This is a genomic window from Rhizobium sp. LjRoot254, from assembly GCF_964254105.1.
Classification (GTDB): Bacteria; Pseudomonadota; Alphaproteobacteria; order Rhizobiales; family Rhizobiaceae; genus Rhizobium_E.
On sequence record NZ_CAXUSM020000001.1, the window covers coordinates 4,685,741 to 4,706,094 of the forward strand.

Genomic DNA, 20,354 nt, shown 5'->3' on the forward strand with positions numbered 1-20,354 from the left:
GCCCCTCATCCGTCCGCTGGATGGCCCATCCACAGACGCGATGTTCAGAGTTCCCCATGATGAATAAGTCCAACGGCAAGCTGGTCATCTTTGACTGCGACGGCGTACTGGTCGATAGCGAGCCGATCTCGTTTGCGGTGCTGCGCGAAATGCTGGCCGATGCGGGCCTGACTTTCAGCGAAAGCTGGGCCTACGAGAATTTCCTCGGCAAGAGCATGGCGTCGATCACCGCGATGATCGCCACGGAACATTCGCTGATGCTCGACGACGACGCGCTCGGCGATATGCGCAAGCGCCTCTATGCCCGTTTCGAGGCCGAACTGGAGCCGGTGCATGGCGTGGCCGATATCCTGAGCAGCCTTCCGCTTGCGCATTGCGTTGCCTCTTCGAGCCAGTTGGAGCGCATTCGCCTCTGCCTCCGGAAGACCGGGCTGATCGATTACTTCGAACCGAATATCTTCTCGGCCAGCATGGTGGCGAACGGCAAGCCGGCGCCGGATCTCTTCCTGCATGCCGCGCGCAGCATGGGTTTTTCCCCGCGCAACTGCATCGTGATCGAGGATAGCCCAGCCGGCATCCGCGCCGCCAAAGCCGCCGGAATGACGGTGTTTGCCTTTACCGGCGCCTCGCATGCCGTGGCATCCAATCTGCTTCCCATCGTCGAAAGCTTGAAACCCGCCGCCATTTTTGATGATATGGCGCAGCTGCCCGGCCTGATAGCCGCATCCGGCAGTTAGGGCGGAGTAATGGGAAGATACGTTGTTGCCGTCGATGTGGGCACGGGCAGTGCCCGGGCCGGTATTTTCGACCGGCGGGGCGAGATGCTTGGGCGCGCCAGCTTCCCCATCGAGATGAACCGGACATCCGGACAATCCGCTGAGCATGATTCAGAAGATATCTGGTCCGCTGTCACTCGGGCCGTGGCTGGCGCAAGAGATGAAGCCGGCGTCGCGGCCGGCGAGATCGACGCCATCGGTTTCGACGCGACCTGTTCATTGACGGTTCGCGACGCGGAGGGCCGGCCACTCCCGGTTTCCCAGAACGATGATCCGCGTTGGGATACGATCGCCTGGCTCGACCACAGGGCCGTAGAGCAAGCCGAAGAGCTGGCCGCGCTGGGTGGAGAGATGGTGAAGCATTCCGGCGGGTCGATCTCGCCCGAAATGCAGATTCCCAAACTGATGTGGCTGAAATCGCATCGTCCCGATGTCTGGAACCGGGCTGGGATGATCTTCGATCTCGCCGATTTCCTGACATGGCGGGCGAGCGGCGGCCTGACGCGCTCGGTCTGCACGATGACCACCAAGTGGAACTATCTCAGCCATACCGAGGAAGGTTGGACACGGGATTTCCTCGATCGCGCCGGCCTCGACGATCTCGGCACGCGCGCCGGCATCACCGACATCCCCGCACAGGTCGGCGCGTGCGTCGGCACGCTGACGGCGCCGGCTGCCAGGTCATTGGGGCTGAGCACGAACTGCAAGGTCGCGTCGGGCATGGTCGACGCCTATGCGGGCCAATTGGCGCTGACCGGCAGCAACCCGGCGTCACGCAACGAGGCGGGGCTGATCGGCGGCACGTCGAGCTGCGTCATGCGCTTCTCGAAGGAGCCGCAATTCATCAAATCATTCTGGGGTCCTTACCGCGATGCGGTGCTGCCCGATTGGTGGGTGATCGAGGGCGGACAATCGGCCACCGGCGCGCTGCTCGACCACATCATCCGTGCCCATGGCGCCGGTCTCGGGCCGACGCCGGAAACCCATGATCTGGTGCTGGAGCGGATCCAGGACCTGATCGCGGAGACCGGCGACAGCTTCGGCGGCTCTATCCATGTTCTGCCCGATTTCCACGGCAACCGCTCGCCGCTCGGTGACGCCCGCGTGCTCGGCGCCATCCATGGTCTGACACTCGACAGTTCGTTCGATGCGATGTGCGCGATCTATTACCGCGCGATGGTATCGCTCGCTTTGGGTATGCGGCAGATCCTCGAACTCATGGAATTTGACGGCCCGGTCGAAACACTGCATCTCGGCGGCGGCCACGCCCGCAACACGCTGCTCGCGCGACTCTATGCCGATGCCACGCGGCGGCAAGTCGCGATCTCGGCCGGCGAGGAAGCCATGCTGCTTGGCACCGCCATGAATGCCGCCAGTGCCGCCGGCTGGTATCCATCGCTTGCCGAGGCCTGCCAGGCCATGGCGCGGCCGGCCAATGTCATCCCGCCCAATGAGATTCGTGCGATGGCGCTGGATCGCGATTACCGCGTGTTCCTCAAGATGCAGGAACAGCGGCGGGAATTGGCGGGGGTTGTGTGAGCCTTGGTGGGTGTAAGCACCCCCCTCTGCCCTGCCGGGCATCTCCCCCACAAGGAGGGAGAGGCTGGGATCACGACGTTGGCTCCTACTCACACACCGAGAACTGCGATCTCTGTTTCGGCTTTGATCGAGGCGTTGCCACGAGTCAATCTCCCCCCTTGAGGGGGAGATGTCCGGAAGGACAGAGGGGGGTGAAACGACACACTCCGCCCGCTGGTCACATCACCCCTTGATCCGCACATTTTCCGGATCATACAACGGCTTCAGCGATACATTCGCCTTCAGACGTTCCGTCGCGACTTCAAGCTCATATGTCCCCGACATCACATAATCCGCCGTGACGCCTTCCGGATTCCTGATATAGCCGTAGCCAATCGGCTTGCCCAACGTATAGCCGAAGCCCCCGGAGGTCAGCCAGCCGGCCCGCCTGCCATCGCGATAGATGGTCTCGCGGCCGAGCAGCACCACATCCGGATCATCGACCGTGAAGGCAGCCAGCATCTTCTTGACGCCACCCTCCGCCTGCTTTTCCAGCGCGTCACGGCCACGGAATTTCGCGCCGCTTTTCATTTTCACGGCCCAGTTCAGGCCGGCCTCGAATGGCGTGTGATCGGGGCCGATATCGGATCCCCAGGCGCGATAGCCTTTTTCCAGTCGCAGGCTCTCGATGGAGCGGTAACCGGCATTGACCAGTCCATGGGCGCGGCCGGCTTCCATCAGCCGATCGTAGACGCCCGATGTGAACTCCACCGGCATGTGCAACTCATAACCCAGTTCACCAACATAGGTGATGCGCAGCGCGCGCACCGGCGCGCCTGATATGCCGATCGTGCGGAATTGTCCAAACGGCAGAGCAGCGTTCGACACATCGGCCGTAGTGATCGATTGCAGGATATCCCGCGCCTTGGGACCCATCAGCGACAGAACCGACCAGCCCGAGGTGACATCGACCAGGCTAGCATGCAGGCCATCGGGAATGTTTCGGGCGATCCAGTCGAAGTCATGGGTGGCAAAGCCGGTGCCGGTGACGATGTAATATTCGTCCTCCGCCACCCGCGCGGCGGTCACGTCGCATTCGATGCCGCCCTTGTCGTTGAGCATCTGGGTGTAGGTCAGCGAGCCCACCGGCCGTGCGACGTTGTTCGACGCGATCCATTGCAGCGCGGCTTCCGCATCGCGGCCCTTGAGCGCGAATTTGGCGAACGATGTCTGGTCGAAGACGACGGCAGCCTCGCGCGCCGCCTTGTGCTCGCGGCCGACGGCGGCGAACCAGTTCTGCCGTCCATAGGTATAGACGTCCTCGGCCTTTTCACCGGCGGCGAGATCAGCAAACCAGTTGGGCCGTTCCCAACCGAGTTTCTCGCCGAAACATGCGCCCTGGCCCCTGAGCTTGTCATAGAGCGGCGACTTGCGCACAGGCCGGCCTGACATGTTTTCCTCGAAGGGCCAAGCCAGCGTATAGTGCTTGCCATAGGCCTCGTAGGTGCGGGTGCGGACCCAGTCGGTGTCGAAATGCGGGCGCCCGAAACGGCGGATATCGACGGGCCAGAGGTCATAGGGCGGCTCGCCCTTGGCGGCCCATTCGGCGAGCGCCATGCCGGCACCTCCACCCGAGGCAATGCCGAAGGCGTTGAAGCCTGCGCCGACATAGAAATTCCTCAGTTCCGGCGCTTCGCCGAGAATGAAGTTGCCATCGGGCGTGAAGCTTTCCGGGCCATTGAGCAATTGCTTGACGCCAGCGGTTTCGAGCATCGGCACGCGGCCGAGCGCGAGTTCCATGATCGGCTCGAAATGGTCGAAATTGCTGTCGAGCAGCGAGAAATGGAAGCCATCCGGAATGCCGCTTTCCGCCCAGCCGATCGGGTTCGGCTCGTAGCCGCCCATGACCAGCCCGCCGACTTCTTCCTTGTAATAGGTCAAGCGGTCCGGGTCGCGCAATGTCGGCAGATTGCCAGGCACGCCGAACGCCTCGGTCATCATATATTGGTGCTGTACCGAAACCAGCGGCACATTGACGCCGAAGCGGCCGGCAAAAGCCCGCGTCCACTGGCCGGCGCAGACCACGACCTTCTCGCATTCGATCCGGCCGCGCTCGGTGATCACGGCGCGAATCCGCCCATTCTCGATCTCAAGATCGGTGACCTCGGTATCCTCGAAAATCGAGACGCCTTTCATCCGCGCGCCCTTGGCAAGCGCCTGGGTGATGTCGGACGGGTTGGCCTGACCGTCGGTCGGCAGGAACGCGGCGCCGACGAGATCGTCGACCTGCATCAGCGGCCAGAGTTCCTGCGCTTCGCGTGGCGTCAGCAGGTGCATTTCAAGCCCGAAGGAATGCGCGGTCGTCGCCTGCCGCTTGACCTCCGTCCAGCGTTCCTGGTTGCAGGCGAGCCGCAGGCCGCCATTCATCTTCCAGCCCGTGCCGAGCCCGGTCTCCGCTTCCAGCGTCTTGTAGAGTTCGACGGAATGGCCGAGCATCTGGGTGATGTTGGCGCTGGTCCGGAGTTGCCCGACGAGACCCGCGGCATGAAATGTCGTGCCCGAGGTCAGCTTCTTACGTTCCAGCAGTACCGTATCGGTGAAACCCAGCTTGCCGAGATGATAGGCGGTGGAGCAGCCGATAATGCCGCCGCCGATAACGACGATCTTTGCCGAAGCAGGAAGATCTTTCATGTCAGATGTCCTTGAATGCGTCGAACGCGCGATTGAAGCGCGCACGATTTTCAGTCGTGTAGCTTTGATAGTCGAAGCCGATGGTCGAATGGATTTCCGACACCATGCTCCACATGGTCTCGCGCAGCAGCGAGGCGCATTTCATCGCCTGGTAGCGGCGCCACACCATGTCGCTGAGCGGCTGTTCGAAATAGGCTTCGAGCAGCATATGCTCCTTTGCCTCGGGCAGAGAGTTGTTCGAGGCCAGGCCGCCGAGGTCGAAGAGCGGCGAGTTGAAGCCGGCATAATCCCAGTCGATCAGCCACAACCGCTTGCCGTCGTCCATGAAATTGGCAGCCAGCAGGTCGTTATGGCCGAAGGCGATCGTGTAAGGCCCGGCGGCCGCTTCGAGCTGTTCGGCGCGCTTGAGCAGCGTCTTGAGTTCCGGCAGATAGGGGCTGTCGCCGTCCCGAAGCGTATTGGCGTAATCGCGGATCACCTGGAAAACCCAGAAGATCATCGCCGGTCCGCGAAAATATTTCGGGATTTCAGTGTGGCACCGGCGAATCAGCGGAATGATGCGACTGAGGTTGGCCGGGTCGTTGACATCGTCAGGGCCGAACGTCTTTGCGTCGATGTAGTCCATCACCAGCAGGCCGGGTGCGTGGTGGACGATCGCCGGCGAGATGCCGGCCGCATGCGCTGCGGCGCCCGCCGCAAGCTCGTTGGCGCGGCTGATCATATGGACCGGGATATCCTCGCCGAACCTGACCGCCACCGTGCGCGCGCCATCGCGCACCCGGTAGTTCCGGTTGGTCATGCCGCCGGAGAGCGGCTCGATCGTCAGCGGACCCGACCATATGCCGAGCGAGCGGATCCTGTCCTCGGGCGATTCTATCATGCGTTCCATCCAGCCCGCTTTCGCGGTCGTGTTCCCCCGCCCTTATACCGGTCTCAGTGCTAAAGTTAGCACTTGCCGCAGGCTGATTTCGGCCTGTAAGCTCTTTCAAAATGAATTGAAGGTCAAGTCGGCGCCACATTTTCCGTCATTGTTTTGGCTAATTGTGGATTTCCTGGTTGTTTGCCTGATATGGATTGCGGGGTTGAAGACCATGTCATCAGCGGAGCGGGGCGGTGGCTATTCCAACCACCGGGAGCGGGAGATCCTCGAGGAACTCAGGCTGTCGGGCGGTTCTAGCCGCGTGCAATTCCTGGCCGAACGGCTCAACGTCTCCGAAGAGACGATCCGGCGCAACATCCGGGTGCTCGAGGAAAGCGGCCATGTGACCAAGGTCCATGGCGGTGTCCACCTCAAGGACTTTTCCTCCGAACAGCCGCTGCATTTCCGCATGAACGAGAGCGCCGAGGCCAAGCGGGTGATCGCGGCGGAGGTTTCCAATCTGATCCAGGATGGCGATACGCTGTTTCTCGACATCGGCTCGACCACCGCCTTCATTGCGGTGGCGCTGCAGAAGCATCAGAACCTGTTCATCGTCACCAATTCGATCTCGGTCGCCCACACGCTTGCCACCAGGAACGGCAATCGCGTCTTCCTCGCCGGCGGGCCGCTGCGCTCGCATGACGGCGGCGCCTTCGGCAATGAAGCGGTCAGCTTCATCCGCCGCTTCAATGTCAAGCATGCGATCCTCTCCATCGCCGCAATCAACGAGCGCGGTTTCATGCTGCAGGACATGGAGGAAGCGGAATTCTCCCGCGAGGCCGCGCGGATCGCAGAGAACCGGATCATCGTCGCAGACGGCGGCAAATTCGGTCATACGGCACCAATCACCGTCGATATGCCCGACATGCTGGTGACCGATACGGCGCCGCCCGACGACCTGAAGGCCATGCTTGAGGCCAACGGGATCCAGCTGATCATCGCCGGAAGCCGGGAACAGACATGAGCGCTGCGCAGACAGACAATGACCAGTCGCCGGGACTGGTACTCTGAACGGAGACTCAGTATCTGCCCGCCAGCGCCAGGGAGTGAAAATACATGAAGACAGTGATCATCGGCGGCAGCCATGCGGGGCTTTCGCTCGCAGCCCAGCTCAGGCACCTTTCGCCCGATGCCGAAATCACCATCGTCAGCGCCGATGCAGAGCCCCCCTATCAGCGGCCGCCGCTCTCCAAGGGCTACATGTCCGGCAAGGTTACCTTCGAACAGGTGCTGCTCAGGCCCGAGGACTGGTACGAGCCGAACCGGATCGAACTGCTCAAGGGTGCGCGCGCCGAGGCCGTGGATCGCAAGGACAAGCTCGTCGTGCTCGACGACGACCGCCATATTTCCTACGATGCCCTCGTTCTTGCTACCGGAGCCAGACCGCGCCGCCTTCCGGCGGAGATCGGCGGCAACCTGCCCAACGTTTACGTTATGCGCGACCATGGTGATGCGCTGAAACTCATCGAACGGATGAAGGAAGGCCGGAAGCTGGTCGTCATCGGTGGCGGCTATATCGGCCTGGAAGCCGCATCCGAAGCCGCCAAGAAGGGCGTTTCCGTCACCGTCATCGAGGCTGCCGACCGCATTCTCAAGCGCGTGGCCTCAGCCGAGACCGCCGACGATATCCGCGCGCTACACCAGGGCCATGGCGTAACAATTCTCGAAAACGCCCAGTTGCATGAAATCCACGAAACGAATGGCATCGCCGACGGCGTCATCCTCGCCGACGACCGCGTCATTCCGGCTGATTTCATCATCACCGGCATCGGCGTTTATCCCGATACCGCGCTGGCCGAAGCTGCCGGCCTGACCTACAACAACGGCATCGTCGTCAACGAGAGGCTGGAAACTTCCGACCCCTCGATCTACGCGATCGGCGACTGCGCGAGCTTTCCCTATCGCGGCACCATGATCCGGCTCGAAAGCGTTCAGAACGCCAACGACATGGGTGTGGTCGTGGCCCACAACGTCCTGGGCGAGGCCAGATCCTACAAGCCGGTGCCGTGGTTCTGGTCCGATCAGTTCGAACTCAAGCTGCAGATCGCGGGCCTGAATACCGGCTTCGACCACGTCATCACCCGCAAAGGCCTGCGCGAGGGAGCAAAATCGCATTTCTATTTCAAGGGCGACGAGTTTTTGGCGGCAGATTGTCTCAACGATGGTGCAGCATACATGATGGCGCGGAAGATACTCGAGGGTGGCAAGGTGCTGACGCGGGAGCAGGTCGCGGATCCGGGGTTCAATATGAAGTCGTTGTTGTAGAGATGAAAATTCTCCGGCTTTGACTGGTGTGACACCGGTCATTTCCATCTTGCCGCTTCTAGCTTGCCGACCTAAGATCGATCCATGGATTTTGACAAGCATAAAGACGTTTTTGAACGACCGTTCGGATTTCTCCACATTGCCAAGACGGGCGGTTCGGCGCTCAAAACGGCGATCAAGCAACATCTTGACCTGACCGGGGAGCAGAACGTCGCCAATCTCGGGCATGGCGCCCGGATCGAGGAAATCCTGGAGCATCAGCCGAAGCTCAAGCTGTGCTTTGTCGTGCGCGATCCTGTCGATCGGTTCGTGTCGGCGTTCAACAGCAGATTCAGAGGCGGCAGATATGGCGTTCACAAGTGGTCGCCACGCGAGGAGAAGGTGTTCTCGCGGTTCATTAGGCCCAACGACCTTGCAGAAGCGCTGTCTTCCAGCGATGGCACCACCAGAGCCATTGCCGAGAAAGCGATGCAAGCCGTCGGTCACCTCAAGCGCGACCTCCGCTTCCATCTCGGCTCGATAGAGATTCTTGAAGCCGCCAAGGATCAGATCGTTTTCATAGGCGACCAGCGCTCGCTTGACGACGATTTTATCCGGTTCAAGGAGATCGTGGGGATGAGACCGGATATCGAACTGCCCAAGGACCAAGTCGGCGCCCACAAGGCACCGGACACCATGTCCAAGACTCTTTCGGCGCTGGGCGAACAAAACATCCGGCAGCATTACATCCGCGATTATCCCCTGTTGGAGTGGTGTCTGCAACACCGGAAGGAACTCATGGCGGCGAGCGCCGGATAAGTGGGATCTGCGCCCTGCGCCCCTTGTGTCGACCACTCGGAAGGGCGTATCAAACCCGCACACACATCTTGGAGACCGCCACATGCCTGCCCCGCATAACAAACTCAAGGCTGCGCTCAAGGCGGGTAAATTGCAGACCGGGCTCTGGTTGTCGCTCGCCAACAGCTATTCGGCCGAACTGCTGGGCGATGCCGGCTTCTCCTGGCTGCTGATCGATGGCGAGCATTCGCCCAACGATCTGCAGACTATCATGCAGCAGTTGCAGGTGCTGCGTTTCTCGGAATCGAGCGTGCTGGTGCGGCCGCCGATCGGCGAGGCCTGGATCATCAAGCAGTTGCTCGATGCCGGCGCGCAATCGCTGCTCATCCCGATGGTCGATAATCGCGAGCAGGCGGAAATGCTGGCGAAGGCCGTACGCTATCCGCCGCATGGCATACGGGGCGTCGGCGCGGGTGGTGCGCGGGCCTCGCGTTTCAGCTACATCGCCGACTATGCCGCGACGGCCGATGCGGAAATCCTGCTCATGGTGCAGGTCGAAAGCATGAAGGCGATCGAGGCGATCGACGAGATCGCCACCGTCGACGGCGTCGATTGTGTCTTTATCGGCCCCGCCGACCTCTCGGCCGACATGGGCTATCTCGGCAATCCCTACGCGCCCGAAGTGACCGCCGTCATCGAGGGCGCCATCAAGCGCATTCTTGAGCATGGCAAGGCCGTCGGCATCTACATGGCGAACCCGGAACTGGCCAAGCACTTTATCAACCTCGGCGCCACCTTCATCGCCATCGGCAACGATGCGAGCCTGCTGACGCAGGGGTCCAAGCAGTTGCGGGCGATCTACGAATAACCCATTTCTGTTACGATTTTCACAAATCGGTTGACGTCTTGGCCAAAGGGTTACATCCTGTGGATCATCAAGATCCGAAGGAATTCTCTCATGGCGCCGCGCAACAAGGACCGGCTCGACCAGCTTGCCGCGATCCTCGGCGAACGCGGCGTGATGCATCTCAGGGATGCCGCCCAGCGGCTCGGCGTGTCGGAGATGACCATCCGGCGCGACATTGCCGGCGATGCGGCGCGCTTTGCCTATCTCGGCGGCCATATCATGCCGGCGGGAAAGGTCGAACCGGAGCAACCCTATGATCTGCGCAAGCAGGCCGACCGGCACGCGACTGCCAAGCGGGAGGCCTGCCGCCACGCATTCACCCATATCCATGCCGACGACACGATCTTCGTCGATTGCGGCACGACGCTGTCGCATCTCATTGATCTTGTTCCGGAAACCATGCCGGTGACGGTGGTGTGCTATGCGCTCAACATCGCCGAGCGCCTGTCGCGGGCGCCCAATATCCGGCTCATCGTGCTCGGCGGCCTCTATCATCCGGAGACGGCATCCTTCTCCGGTCCGCAGGGGCTCGATACGCTGGACCGGGTCGGAATCAACACCGCATTCCTCTCCGCCGCCGGTCTCGACGAGATGCGCGGCGCCACCTGCGCGCATTTTCATGAGGTCGCAGTCAAGCAGAAGGCGATGGCCATTGCCCAGAAAAACCTGCTGGTCATCGACAATTCCAAGCTCGGGCGGGTGAAGCCCGCCTTCTTCGCCCGCGCCGATGCGTTCGATGTCATCTATACCGAGGACGGGCCTTGGTTCGCTGACGAAGCCGCGTAGCAAGCCACGTTCATGGCACATTCGTGCGCGAGATTGCGCTTGACCATACCAAGGATTGATGCAATCATAACACCAATTTGATAGAAATATAACAATCTCGGACCTCGATGTCCCAGGGAGGTTGACGTGGATACGACAACGATGGAAAGGCCGAAAGCCGCCACCAATCATGGCTGGCCGCGCAATCCCGGCATGGAGCTCGATCTCGGCTGGGTTGCCGAGCAGCGGGTCAATCTCTCCGCCGGCGAGCGGCGCGTCGCCTCGCTGCCCGGGCGCCGCACGGTGAAGAAGGACGCGCAGGCTGCATGGCTGCTCAAGGCGCTGACCTGCATCGACCTGACCACGCTGAACGGCGATGATACGGCCGGCCGCGTCAAGCGGCTCTGCGCCAAGGCCGCCAGCCCGATCCGGCAGGATATCCTCGACAGCCTCGGCATGGGCGATCGCCGCATCACGACGGGTGCGGTCTGCGTCTATCACCGCTTCGTCTCGACCGCTGTAGAAGCGCTCGACGGCACCGGCATTCCGGTCGCCGCCGTCTCGACCGGCTTCCCAGCCGGCCTGTCGCCACATGCGACCAAGGTCAAGGAGATCGAAGCCTCCGTCGCCGATGGCGCGAAGGAAATCGACATCGTCATTACCCGCGAGCATGTGCTGACCGGCAATTGGGATGCGCTCTACAAGGAAATGCAGGATTATCGCGCTGCCTGCGGTGACGCGCATGTGAAGGCCATTCTCGCGACCGGCGACCTCAAGACGCTGCGCAATGTCGCCCGTGCCTCGCTGGTCTGCATGATGGCGGGCGCCGATTTCATCAAGACCTCGACCGGCAAGGAAGGCACCAATGCGACGCTGCTGGTGACGCTTATCATGCTGCGGATGATCCGTGACTACGAGGAACGCACCGGCTTCAAGGTCGGCTATAAGCCGGCCGGCGGTATTTCGGCGGCCAAGGATGTGCTGAACTACCAGTTCCTGATGAAGGAAGAGCTCGGCCGCGAATGGCTCGAGCCCGATCTCTTCCGCATCGGCGCCTCGACGCTGCTGTCCGATATCGAGCGCCAGCTCGAACACCACGTCACGGGCGCCTATTCGTCCTTCAACAGACACCCGATTGGATGATAGAAATGAGCGTAGCAAAATTCTTCGACGAGATGTCATACGGCCCTGCCCCTGAAGCCGATACCGAAGCGCGCGGCTGGATCAAGCGCCACGGTGGCACGTTCGGCCATTTCATCAATGGCGAGTTCCGCGCTTCCTCCGGCAACAAGACCTTCGTTACCCATGAGCCCGCGACCGGCGGCGATCTTGCCAAGCTCGCGATCGGCACCAAGGACGATGTCGATGCGGCCGTTGCATCCGCCCGCAAGGCGCAGGCGCAATGGGCGAAGCTTTCGGGCCACCAACGGGCGCGGCATCTCTATGCGCTCGCCCGGATGATCCAGCGCCACGGCCGCCTGCTCGCGGTGGTCGAGGCGATCGACAACGGCAAGCCGATCCGTGAGACGCGTGATATCGACGTGCCGCTCGCCGCCCGGCATTTCTACCATCACGCCGGCTGGGCGCAGCTGCAGGAGAGCGAATTTTCCGACCATGTGCCGGTGGGCGTCGTCGGCCAGATCATTCCGTGGAACTTCCCGCTGCTGATGCTCGCCTGGAAGGTCGCGCCGGCGCTCGCGCTCGGCAATACGGTGATCCTGAAGCCCGCCGAATTCACCTCGTTGACGGCGCTGCTGTTTGCGGAACTGGCCGCCGCTGCCGGCCTGCCGCCGGGCGTGTTGAACGTCGTGACCGGCGAAGGCGAGACCGGCGCCTTGATCGTCGAGCATGACGGCATCGACAAGATCGCCTTTACCGGCTCGACCGATGTCGGCCGCATCATCCGCGAAAAGACCGCCGGCTCCGGCAAATCGCTGACGCTGGAACTCGGCGGCAAGTCGCCGTTCATCGTGTTCGACGACGCCGATCTCGATGGCGCGGTGGAAGGCGTGGTCGATGCGATCTGGTTCAACCAGGGCCAGGTCTGCTGCGCGGGCTCTCGCATTCTGGTGCAGGAAGGCGTCGCGGAAAAGTTCCATGCGCGGCTCAGGCGCCGCATGCAGTCGCTCCGCGTCGGTCAGCCGCTCGACAAGGCGATCGACATGGGCGCCATCGTCGCCCCGGTGCAATTGAAGCGCATCGAGAAGCTGGTCAAGCAGGGTGTCGAGGAAGGTGCCACGCTCTACCAGAGCGAGATCGAACTGCCGAAAGGTGGGAGCTTCTTCCGGCCGACGCTGCTCGCAAACGTTCAGCCGACCTCGATTGTCGCGACCGAGGAAATCTTCGGGCCGGTGGCGGTGTCGATGACGTTCCGCACGCCTGAGGAAGCGGTGCAGCTCGCCAATCACACGCGCTATGGCCTTGCGGCCAGCGTGTGGAGCGAGACGATCGGGCTGGCGCTGCATGTCGCGGCGCGGCTGCAGGCGGGCGTGGTGTGGGTCAATGCCACCAATCTCTTCGATGCGGCGGCCGGTTTCGGCGGCAAGAAGGAGAGCGGCTTCGGCCGCGAGGGCGGACGCGAGGGCGCTTACGAATATCTCAAGCCCAAGGCATGGGCGAACCGCAAGGCGCGGCTCGATTACGCCGTGCCACAGCTGCGGACGACGGCAGGCGATTTCTCCGCGCCGCTGATCGACCGCACGGCGAAACTCTTCATCGGCGGCAAGCAGGCGCGGCCGGATGGCAACTACAATCGCCCGATCGTCTCGCCCAAGGGCAAGCTGGTCGGTGAGGTCGGCGAGGGCAACCGCAAGGACATCCGCAACGCCGTGGTCGCGGCGATCGGTGCTTCGAGCTGGGGTTCGGCGACGGCGCATAACCGGGCGCAGATCCTCTACTACATCGCCGAGAATCTCTCCGGCCGGGCGGATGAATTCATCGCCCGCCTCGCCGCCCAGACCGGCCGCACGCCGGGTTCGGCGCGGGCGGAGTTCGATGCGTCGGTGTCGCGGCTGTTCACCTATGGCGCCTGGGCCGACAAGTATGAAGGCGCGATCCACCAGCCGCCGTTGCGCGGCGTCGCACTCGCCATGCCGGAACCGCAGGGCGTGGTCGGCGTGATCTGCCCGCCGGAAGCGCCGCTGCTCGGCTTCATCAGCCTCGTGGCACCCTTGATCGCGGTGGGCAACCGGGCGGTGGTGGTGCCGAGCGAGCCCTATCCGCTGTCGGCGACGGATTTCTATTCGGTGCTGGAAACCTCGGATCTTCCGGTCGGCGTGGTCAATATCGTCACCGGTTCGGCGATGGAGCTGGGCAAGGCGATCGCTTCGCACAACGACGTCGACGCGGTCTGGGCCTTCGGGTCGCAGGCGCTGTCGGAGATGGTGGAGAAGGCCTCTGTGGGCAATCTCAAGCGGGTGTTCACCGATTACGGCAAGGCATACGACTGGATGGATCCGGCGCAGGGGGAAGGGCCGCTTTACCTCCGCCGCGCCACCGATATCAAGAATGTGTGGATTCCGTACGGCGAGTAAAGTGCCGGGATGGGGATGTGGATTGCCGGCGCTTGATAACTCTGATCTGGTGCCGGCATGAATGCCATTCCCTCCGCCATCCGTGGCCCGCTTTTCATGGTCATCGCGACCGGTTCCTACGTCGTCAACGATACGCTGATGAAGCTCGCGACAGCGGGCCTGCCGCCCTATGAGGTGCTGATGCTGCGCGGGCTTTGGGCGGCGGCATTCGGGTTTCCCATGCTGTTCGCGCTCGGTTACGGACGCCGGCTGCCGCTCATGTTCGAGGGGCGGGTGCTGACCCGCAACCTCTTGGAAACGGCGGCGATCCTGGCCTATGTGGTGGCGCTCGCCAACATGCCGATCGCCGATTCCTCGGCGCTGGGACAGCTCACACCGCTCTTGGTTTTGCTCGGCGTTTCGATTCTGTTTCGCGAACGGATCGGCGGTCTCCGGATGGCGCTGATCGGGCTTGGCTTTGCCGGCGCTATCATGGTGGCGCAGCCTGATATGGAGGGGATCTCGATCTTCGCGCTGCTCGCCATTGCCAACGCGGTGTTCGGCGCGGCGCGCGATGTCGCCGGGCGGCGGGTGGGCGCGGAAGTACCCGGGATGATCGTGGCGATCTCGGCGGTCGTCGTGGTGCTGATCGGCGCGGTGATCGCGCATTTTTCGCTCGAGACCACTGTCATGCCCGAGGCGTCACATCTGGCACTGCTCGCCGGCGCCGGCTTCTTCCTGATCTTCGGGCATTTCTTCATCTTCATGGCCTATCGCACCGGGCCGACCGGGGTGGTGGCGCCGTTCTACTACACGTTCTCGGTCTGGGCGGTGATTTCGGGGCTGGTCGTGTTCGGGGAATTTCCCAATGCGTGGGCGGTGATCGGCATCGTGCTGGTGATCGCCAGCGGGCTGGTGATCGTGATGCTGGACGAGCGGCGGCGGAGGTTGACGGTGGTGGCGTAGAGAGTCGGCGAGTGTGGCGCACCCCCCTCTGGCCTGCCGGCCATCTCCCCCTCAAGGGGGGAGATTGGATGGGGCACTCGCTCGCCTTCAATTGAGCGTAGTGCATGCAGCACTCGACGCTGATGTAGGGCGAGGCGAACGCGTCTAGGCAATCTCCCCCCTTGAGGGGGAGATGCCCGGCAGGGCAGAGGGGGGTCCTCGCTCCGTCCTCACCGATAATTCCTCCAGTCATCCAAATCCGCGCCCTCCGGGAGCATCAACTCGGCGTCGCGGCCGTCGGGCTTCTCCACCGGTTGCCCCGATACGCTCGCGCGATAGGCCTTGAGCCAGTTTCCGAACAGGTGGCACACGGGGTCATGCAACGGGACGGCCTTGACGATTTCGATCGCGGCCTCTTCGAGTTCGCGCAAGCGCGGGTCGCGCGAGGGCTCCCTGACATGGACCTGATCGGCGATCTTGATGACGATGGCGTGGAGTTCATCCCAGACGGCGCGCGCTTCGGGGTCGAGGTGGCGCAGACACCAGCGCTCGCCGCTCTTGCTGTCGAAGAATTCGCAAATGTGACTGCGCCGGCACACGCGCTTTTCGCAGACCAGCTCCGGCATCGCCAGCATTTCAACGGTGCGGCGCGCGAGGCGGGCACGTTCGAGAGGGGTGAGGGACCAGGTGGACATGGGGCTCCTTTCAGGCTTGGGGTGGTTTCAGGCATGGGCGGGGTTTCAGGCATGGGAGGGCATTCACGCGGCGGGTTCCGTCCGTGGTGTGATGCATTCTCGTCCCGATCCCTCCGTCTGGACAAAGGAAATCGGCCGGGGCACGTCTCCGTGCCGGATTATATGACCGCTTTCGCGGCCGGTTAAGACACGTCGCCGTGCCCCGTCAAACGGTGTCTCCATCCACGAACTCGCCAGCACTGCCCCCGTATCTCCATCTTTTCGCGATTGGAGGCGGATATGTGTGCGCTACAGCGCACGTCCGGGGCGAAACTCAGTCTCTCGACTGCCGTCCCCAGAGGACTGGCCCTTCTCGCGGACGCCCCGCATGGAGACTTACGTCGTCTCTCCATGCCGGTCACCGGTCCCGCCTCGCCCTGACGCCTCAGGGTGTAGCCGATACGGAACGGGAGGGATTATGGCATGGAGTTGGGGATTTGGGAAGATGGAGGAGGAATTTTTTCCTATTGCAGGCTACTAACTGCTAATCAGGATCTACGATTGGCAAGCACAGCGTTCTTTCAATCGTTGAGACACACTAAAGGGCAAAATTTCGTAGCTTCATTTCCTCGCATGCGCCGTCTATCCCAGGGAAAAGCGATCCCGCAGCCACCCCCATCAGCCGTAACTCGGACAATACCGCAGCACGCTCGCTGTAAGGCAACTCAAACACTCGTAAATAAGATTTCGACTTCTGCTTTCCGAGAAGTTCTATGTAATCCTCGACATCATCGACAGTTGTTATTGAGCAAATCCCTTGCTGAGGTATGGCGCGAGGATTTTCTAAAGCAATGGGACGCAATATTGAAAAATGCGGTGAAACATTTGCAACCGAATAAATCTGCCTATAGTCTCCTTCCCATTCTGCTCTATCAAACATAAAGATCCGTATTTTTCGTCGAGGATCAGCATCTGCTGACGCTCTTTCCCTGAAAGCAAAGTAGGCAGCGACATAGGGGGAGTGTGTCCAGTCTAATAACGGAGTCGGATATCCGTGATGTTGAAGCAAATTCCAAAAAGCCGCGTTCTGATAATTGTTCGTCAAATCGAAGAAATGTTTGGTTTTCGACGTGACAACCCCATGGAGAGTGGGAATATCCTGACTTACGAACTTTCCTAAGTCTCTTCTATTTGTTCTATGAAACGACGTTCTCAATCTTTTACAGACTGATTGACCACGAAATATAAATCTATCTGATTCCATTTTTCCAACCATAGATTTAAATTTTTCCCACGTATTTACCTTTCTATCAGCTTTAAGCTTACTTTTCTTTTCGGAATTTCCATAAGCCAAGGATGCGGTTATCTTTCCTACCTTGGTTCCGTTTGAATACGTTTCTGCATTTAGGTGGAGAGATTTACTGGTTTTGCGAAGCCGCACGAAGACGGTCTCTGGGAAGATGGCTGTCGGGAACGCCTTCATCAGTTCGTCCCTTGAGACACTCGTCGTGTCTGCGACCCTTTGAATATCGATGCTTTGCATGAAAGATTGAGTTTGATTTTTGTTAGCTGTCTCAAACTGTACAACAAAAACTAAAGGCTCCATCGCGTCTTGAAAAACACAGGCGCGACCGGAAAAGGTTTGATCCAATTCATCAATTTCGACGGTGATCTCTCCAGCGGCGTAGCCGTTAAACCGACCTCTCCATTGCCCCATCATTTTTCTGCGAACCTTTATATAAGTAGATCATACTTGAGCTCATCCACACCACGGGAATGAGGGGCACAAAGTTTTCCTAGGAATGAAGAAAACGACCCTCTTCGTCGGCGAAGACAATCTACTGTGACTGAGTGGAAAAGACTGCCAATGCCCCTTCTGGCGCGGAGTTCAAGACAGTGCCAAGAGGCACAGTCCAAAAACTTTCTGCAAATTTGCAGTCTTCGTCGGTGACTGTCTGGTCTGCCGACACAACACTCACATTGTCTTTACTAACATTCAAATCCGCGACTACAGTCGCAAGACTTGTTGGTGAACTTACAGCGTAGGACAGCACGTCCTTTTTGGCAGACACCGCTGCCGCAAAGACAGTTGCAGGAATTTGCCCACAAGGTACCTTGGCGGGATTTTGTTTGTTGTCCGAACTCGTCACAAGAAAATAGCTGCCGTTGGCAACGTAACTCCATTCACTGCCCCCAATCGCGGTAAAGTCTTTAGACGGTGGCCCACCTATCGAGTCGCAGGTTTCTGTCGTCTTATTGAGTTTTTCGACTTCGATGTCTGATATCTCTTGCGTCTTGCAGTCGTGAAATTTTATCTTCGATGCGTCAACAACCTCGAAATAATAGCCCAAGGAAAAGTCGTCTGTGAAAGCATAAACTCGCTTGACGGCGGCGGCCAAGCTGGTGTTCTGAGTATTTTCTTCCTTGGCCTGTCCCAAAGCCATATTGGCGGTCAGCATTAATATTATTGAACTAGTCAGCCAAGATTTCACCGCTGATACTCCTGATAGATATTACTTGTCCGTCCGGCCCATGCGAAAAGACCAATGCCTCTCCATTCTTAAAACGGCAAAGCGAAAATGTATTTTTGCTCGTTGAGAATATTTGCCGAGTCCTCGCCGAAGTCAGGCAGTCTTTAAGCATTTCAAGTTGTCGTCTGCCGAAAGCAAAATCCTTCTCCGAGATTTGTCGAAGAATTACATTCTGCGATGGCACATTCCATACGAGCTTCGCCTTGCTTTCTGCTACTGAAGTGGCAGCCCATTTTGTATAGAAAAACAGTACGAAGAGTAAAAATGTCAAGAATATTGAGAAATACCACGGAGATTTTGATATGTTCAAAATCGTCGGGTAAACGCCATCTATCAGTCTAAAAAAATAAAACAATGACGCGACAAAGAAGATTAAGAACAGAGGATAGATCAAATATGAACTAGAAAATACGTTGATGGAATAGGAGAGCACCGTCGGTATGGAGAGCTCTATTTCATTGATCGAAATGCCAAAAGCGTTAAGGTATTCCGACAAATATGCGATACCCGCTAAGTAGCCGAGCGCTAGCGGTGCTCCAGCGAACAATAGTTGCGCCCAACGTTCGTTCAAGTAGGTTGCCGACCCATGATCCCTCAACGCAGAGCTTAACGATCTTGCCTGGGATTTTCAACTCAATTCACTTGCCCGAACTGAGTATCGGCGGTGCCCCCCTCAAAACTCCACCCTCTCCAGCCCCCGTCTCCCCGCCTCGAACTCCCGCAATTCCGCTTCCCGCCGCGCGATGTAATTCCGGTCGAAGGGCACCATGTCCTGGTGTCTTGCGAGTTGCATCTGGAAGATGAACAGGCGGTCGTGGCGGAAGGCGACTTCTGAGGCGGCGAGGTAGAATTCCCACATGCGGAAGAAGCGTTCGTCGTAGAGCGCGACGGCCTCGGCGCGCTTGGCAACGAAGCGTTCGCGCCAGGCGCGCAGCGTCCAGGCATAGTGCATGGGCAGGATCTCGATATCCTTGACCAGCAGGCCCGCCTTTTCGACCGCCGGCAGGACTTCGGCGAGCGAGGGGATGTAGCCGCCGGGGAAGATATATTTCTCGATGAAGGGATTGGTGGCGTAGTTGGGCTTCGTGCGGCCGATGGAATGCAGCACCATGACGCCCTGCTTATCCAGCACCTCGGCTATCTTGCGGAAGAAATTGCGGAAATTGCCGACGCCGACATGCTCGAACATGCCGACCGAGACGATGCGATCGTACTGGCCCTTGAGATCGCGGTAATCGGTGAGCTCGAAGCGGACTTTTTCCGCCAGCCCGCGCTTTTGCGCCCGGATGCGGGAGACCTTCAGCTGCTCCTCCGACAGCGTGATGCCGGTGACATCTACGCCGGAGGATTCGGCGAGATACATGCCGAGCCCGCCCCAGCCCGAGCCGATCTCCAGCACGCGATTGCCCGGCTGGAGCTGGAGCTTGGCCGCGATATGGCGCTTCTTGGCGAGCTGGGCCTGATCGAGGCTGATCTCGCGCGGCTCGAAATAGGCGCAGGAATATTGCCAGTCCTCATCGAGGAAGAGATCGAAGAGTTTTGCCGAGAGATCGTAATGGTGCGAGACATTCCTGAGGTTGCGATTGATCGGCAGGCGGGAGCTTGCCTGGAAGGCGAGGATGCGGGCAAGGCCCTGCGCCACCATGCGCGGGGTCGCCGCCTTGCGGATGCCATTGCGGGCGAGCAGCGACAGGAAATCGAAGATATTGCCTTCCTCGATGATCAGCCGGCCTTCCATATACATCTCGCCGAGCTTCAGCGCCGGATCATTGGCGATGGCGCGATCGGCCTCGTCATCAGTGATGCGGATGGCGATGGTGGATTCGGAGCCATCGCCGAAGGTGTGGGAGGCGCCCGTGGGGAGCGTGAGGCGGAGCGAGCCCTTGCGGACGATTTTTTTCATCATCATGGATGTGGTGGATGGCATAGGTTCTCCTTGCTTCTGGCGTGCCTGGAGATTGCCCCTCATCTGCCTGCCGGCATCTTCTCCCCGCTCGCGGGGAGAAGGGACTCGCGGCACTGTTGGCGCCTCTGGCGTCCCCTCGCCCCGTTCTTACGGGGAGAGGGTCAGGGT

General features: G+C 60.2%; 17 protein-coding genes. 10 read left to right on the top strand and 7 right to left on the bottom strand.

The annotated features are described in order from the left end of the window. Window positions 1-59: 59 nt before the first annotated feature. Window positions 60-737 (top strand): HAD family hydrolase, encoded by a 678-nt coding sequence (locus tag ACSQ26_RS23180; RefSeq protein WP_436015431.1) that lies wholly within the window; start codon window positions 60-62, stop codon window positions 735-737. Window positions 738-746: 9 nt separating this feature from the next. After that, complete coding sequence (locus tag ACSQ26_RS23185) at window positions 747-2,315, top strand: FGGY-family carbohydrate kinase (protein ID WP_436013085.1); 1,569 nt, start codon at window positions 747-749, stop codon at window positions 2,313-2,315. 222 nt (window positions 2,316-2,537) lie between these two features. On the opposite strand, the gene ACSQ26_RS23190 is transcribed toward ACSQ26_RS23185, so the two are convergent. After that, on the bottom strand, window positions 2,538-4,985 hold the full coding sequence (locus ACSQ26_RS23190) for a GcvT family protein (RefSeq protein WP_436013087.1): 2,448 nt from the start codon (window positions 4,983-4,985) through the stop codon (window positions 2,538-2,540). A gap of 1 nt (window position 4,986) precedes the next feature. Then, entirely contained in the window at window positions 4,987-5,865 is an 879-nt protein-coding gene (locus ACSQ26_RS23195; RefSeq protein ID WP_436013089.1) for a phosphotransferase, read from the bottom strand. Between the two features lie 211 nt (window positions 5,866-6,076). Here ACSQ26_RS23195 and ACSQ26_RS23200 point away from each other — a divergent pair, with 211 nt between their 5' ends. The 8 genes from ACSQ26_RS23200 (at window position 6,077) to ACSQ26_RS23235 (ending at window position 15,096) form a co-directional block, all read left to right on the top strand. Next, window positions 6,077-6,868, top strand: coding sequence for a DeoR/GlpR family DNA-binding transcription regulator (locus tag ACSQ26_RS23200; protein WP_436013091.1), 792 nt, complete (start codon window positions 6,077-6,079; stop codon window positions 6,866-6,868). A gap of 92 nt (window positions 6,869-6,960) precedes the next feature. Continuing rightward, window positions 6,961-8,169, top strand: coding sequence for an NAD(P)/FAD-dependent oxidoreductase (locus tag ACSQ26_RS23205; protein ID WP_436013093.1), 1,209 nt, complete (start codon window positions 6,961-6,963; stop codon window positions 8,167-8,169). Window positions 8,170-8,253: 84 nt separating this feature from the next. Then, window positions 8,254-8,967, top strand: coding sequence for a sulfotransferase family 2 domain-containing protein (locus ACSQ26_RS23210; RefSeq protein WP_436013095.1), 714 nt, complete (start codon window positions 8,254-8,256; stop codon window positions 8,965-8,967). 82 nt (window positions 8,968-9,049) lie between these two features. After that, window positions 9,050-9,814 (top strand): aldolase/citrate lyase family protein, encoded by a 765-nt coding sequence (locus ACSQ26_RS23215; RefSeq protein ID WP_436013097.1) that lies wholly within the window; start codon window positions 9,050-9,052, stop codon window positions 9,812-9,814. Window positions 9,815-9,904: 90 nt separating this feature from the next. Next, window positions 9,905-10,639 carry a DeoR/GlpR family DNA-binding transcription regulator gene (locus ACSQ26_RS23220; protein WP_436013099.1) on the top strand — a complete coding sequence of 245 codons (735 nt, stop codon included), beginning with the start codon at window positions 9,905-9,907 and terminating at the stop codon, window positions 10,637-10,639. A 141-nt stretch (window positions 10,640-10,780) separates the two neighbouring features. Continuing rightward, window positions 10,781-11,761 (top strand): deoxyribose-phosphate aldolase, encoded by a 981-nt coding sequence (gene deoC, locus ACSQ26_RS23225; protein WP_436015433.1) that lies wholly within the window; start codon window positions 10,781-10,783, stop codon window positions 11,759-11,761. A 5-nt stretch (window positions 11,762-11,766) separates the two neighbouring features. Beyond that, window positions 11,767-14,151, top strand: a complete 2,385-nt coding sequence (locus ACSQ26_RS23230; protein ID WP_436013101.1) for an aldehyde dehydrogenase family protein — start codon at window positions 11,767-11,769, stop codon at window positions 14,149-14,151. A 57-nt stretch (window positions 14,152-14,208) separates the two neighbouring features. After that, window positions 14,209-15,096: a DMT family transporter gene (locus ACSQ26_RS23235; RefSeq protein WP_436013103.1), complete on the top strand. Its 888-nt coding sequence runs from the start codon at window positions 14,209-14,211 to the stop codon at window positions 15,094-15,096. Window positions 15,097-15,305: 209 nt separating this feature from the next. Here the strand turns inward: ACSQ26_RS23235 and ACSQ26_RS23240 are convergent, their stop codons facing one another. The 5 genes from ACSQ26_RS23240 to ACSQ26_RS23260 form a co-directional block, all read right to left on the bottom strand. Then, complete coding sequence (locus ACSQ26_RS23240; protein ID WP_436013105.1) at window positions 15,306-15,770, bottom strand: hypothetical protein; 465 nt, start codon at window positions 15,768-15,770, stop codon at window positions 15,306-15,308. A 577-nt stretch (window positions 15,771-16,347) separates the two neighbouring features. Then, the gene (locus tag ACSQ26_RS23245) at window positions 16,348-17,469 is read right to left on the bottom strand and encodes an FRG domain-containing protein (RefSeq protein WP_436013107.1); all 1,122 of its coding nucleotides are present in this window, start codon (window positions 17,467-17,469) and stop codon (window positions 16,348-16,350) included. Window positions 17,470-17,587: 118 nt separating this feature from the next. Further along, window positions 17,588-18,241: a hypothetical protein gene (locus ACSQ26_RS23250; protein ID WP_436013109.1), complete on the bottom strand. Its 654-nt coding sequence runs from the start codon at window positions 18,239-18,241 to the stop codon at window positions 17,588-17,590. Then, window positions 18,222-18,851 carry a hypothetical protein gene (locus tag ACSQ26_RS23255; RefSeq protein WP_436013111.1) on the bottom strand — a complete coding sequence of 210 codons (630 nt, stop codon included), beginning with the start codon at window positions 18,849-18,851 and terminating at the stop codon, window positions 18,222-18,224. The genes ACSQ26_RS23250 and ACSQ26_RS23255 overlap by 20 nt, the downstream gene beginning before the upstream one ends. Window positions 18,852-18,953: 102 nt before the next feature. Further along, a complete protein-coding gene (locus ACSQ26_RS23260; RefSeq protein WP_436013113.1) occupies window positions 18,954-20,207 on the bottom strand; it encodes a class I SAM-dependent methyltransferase in 1,254 nt (417 codons plus the stop codon). Window positions 20,208-20,354 lie beyond the last annotated feature (147 nt).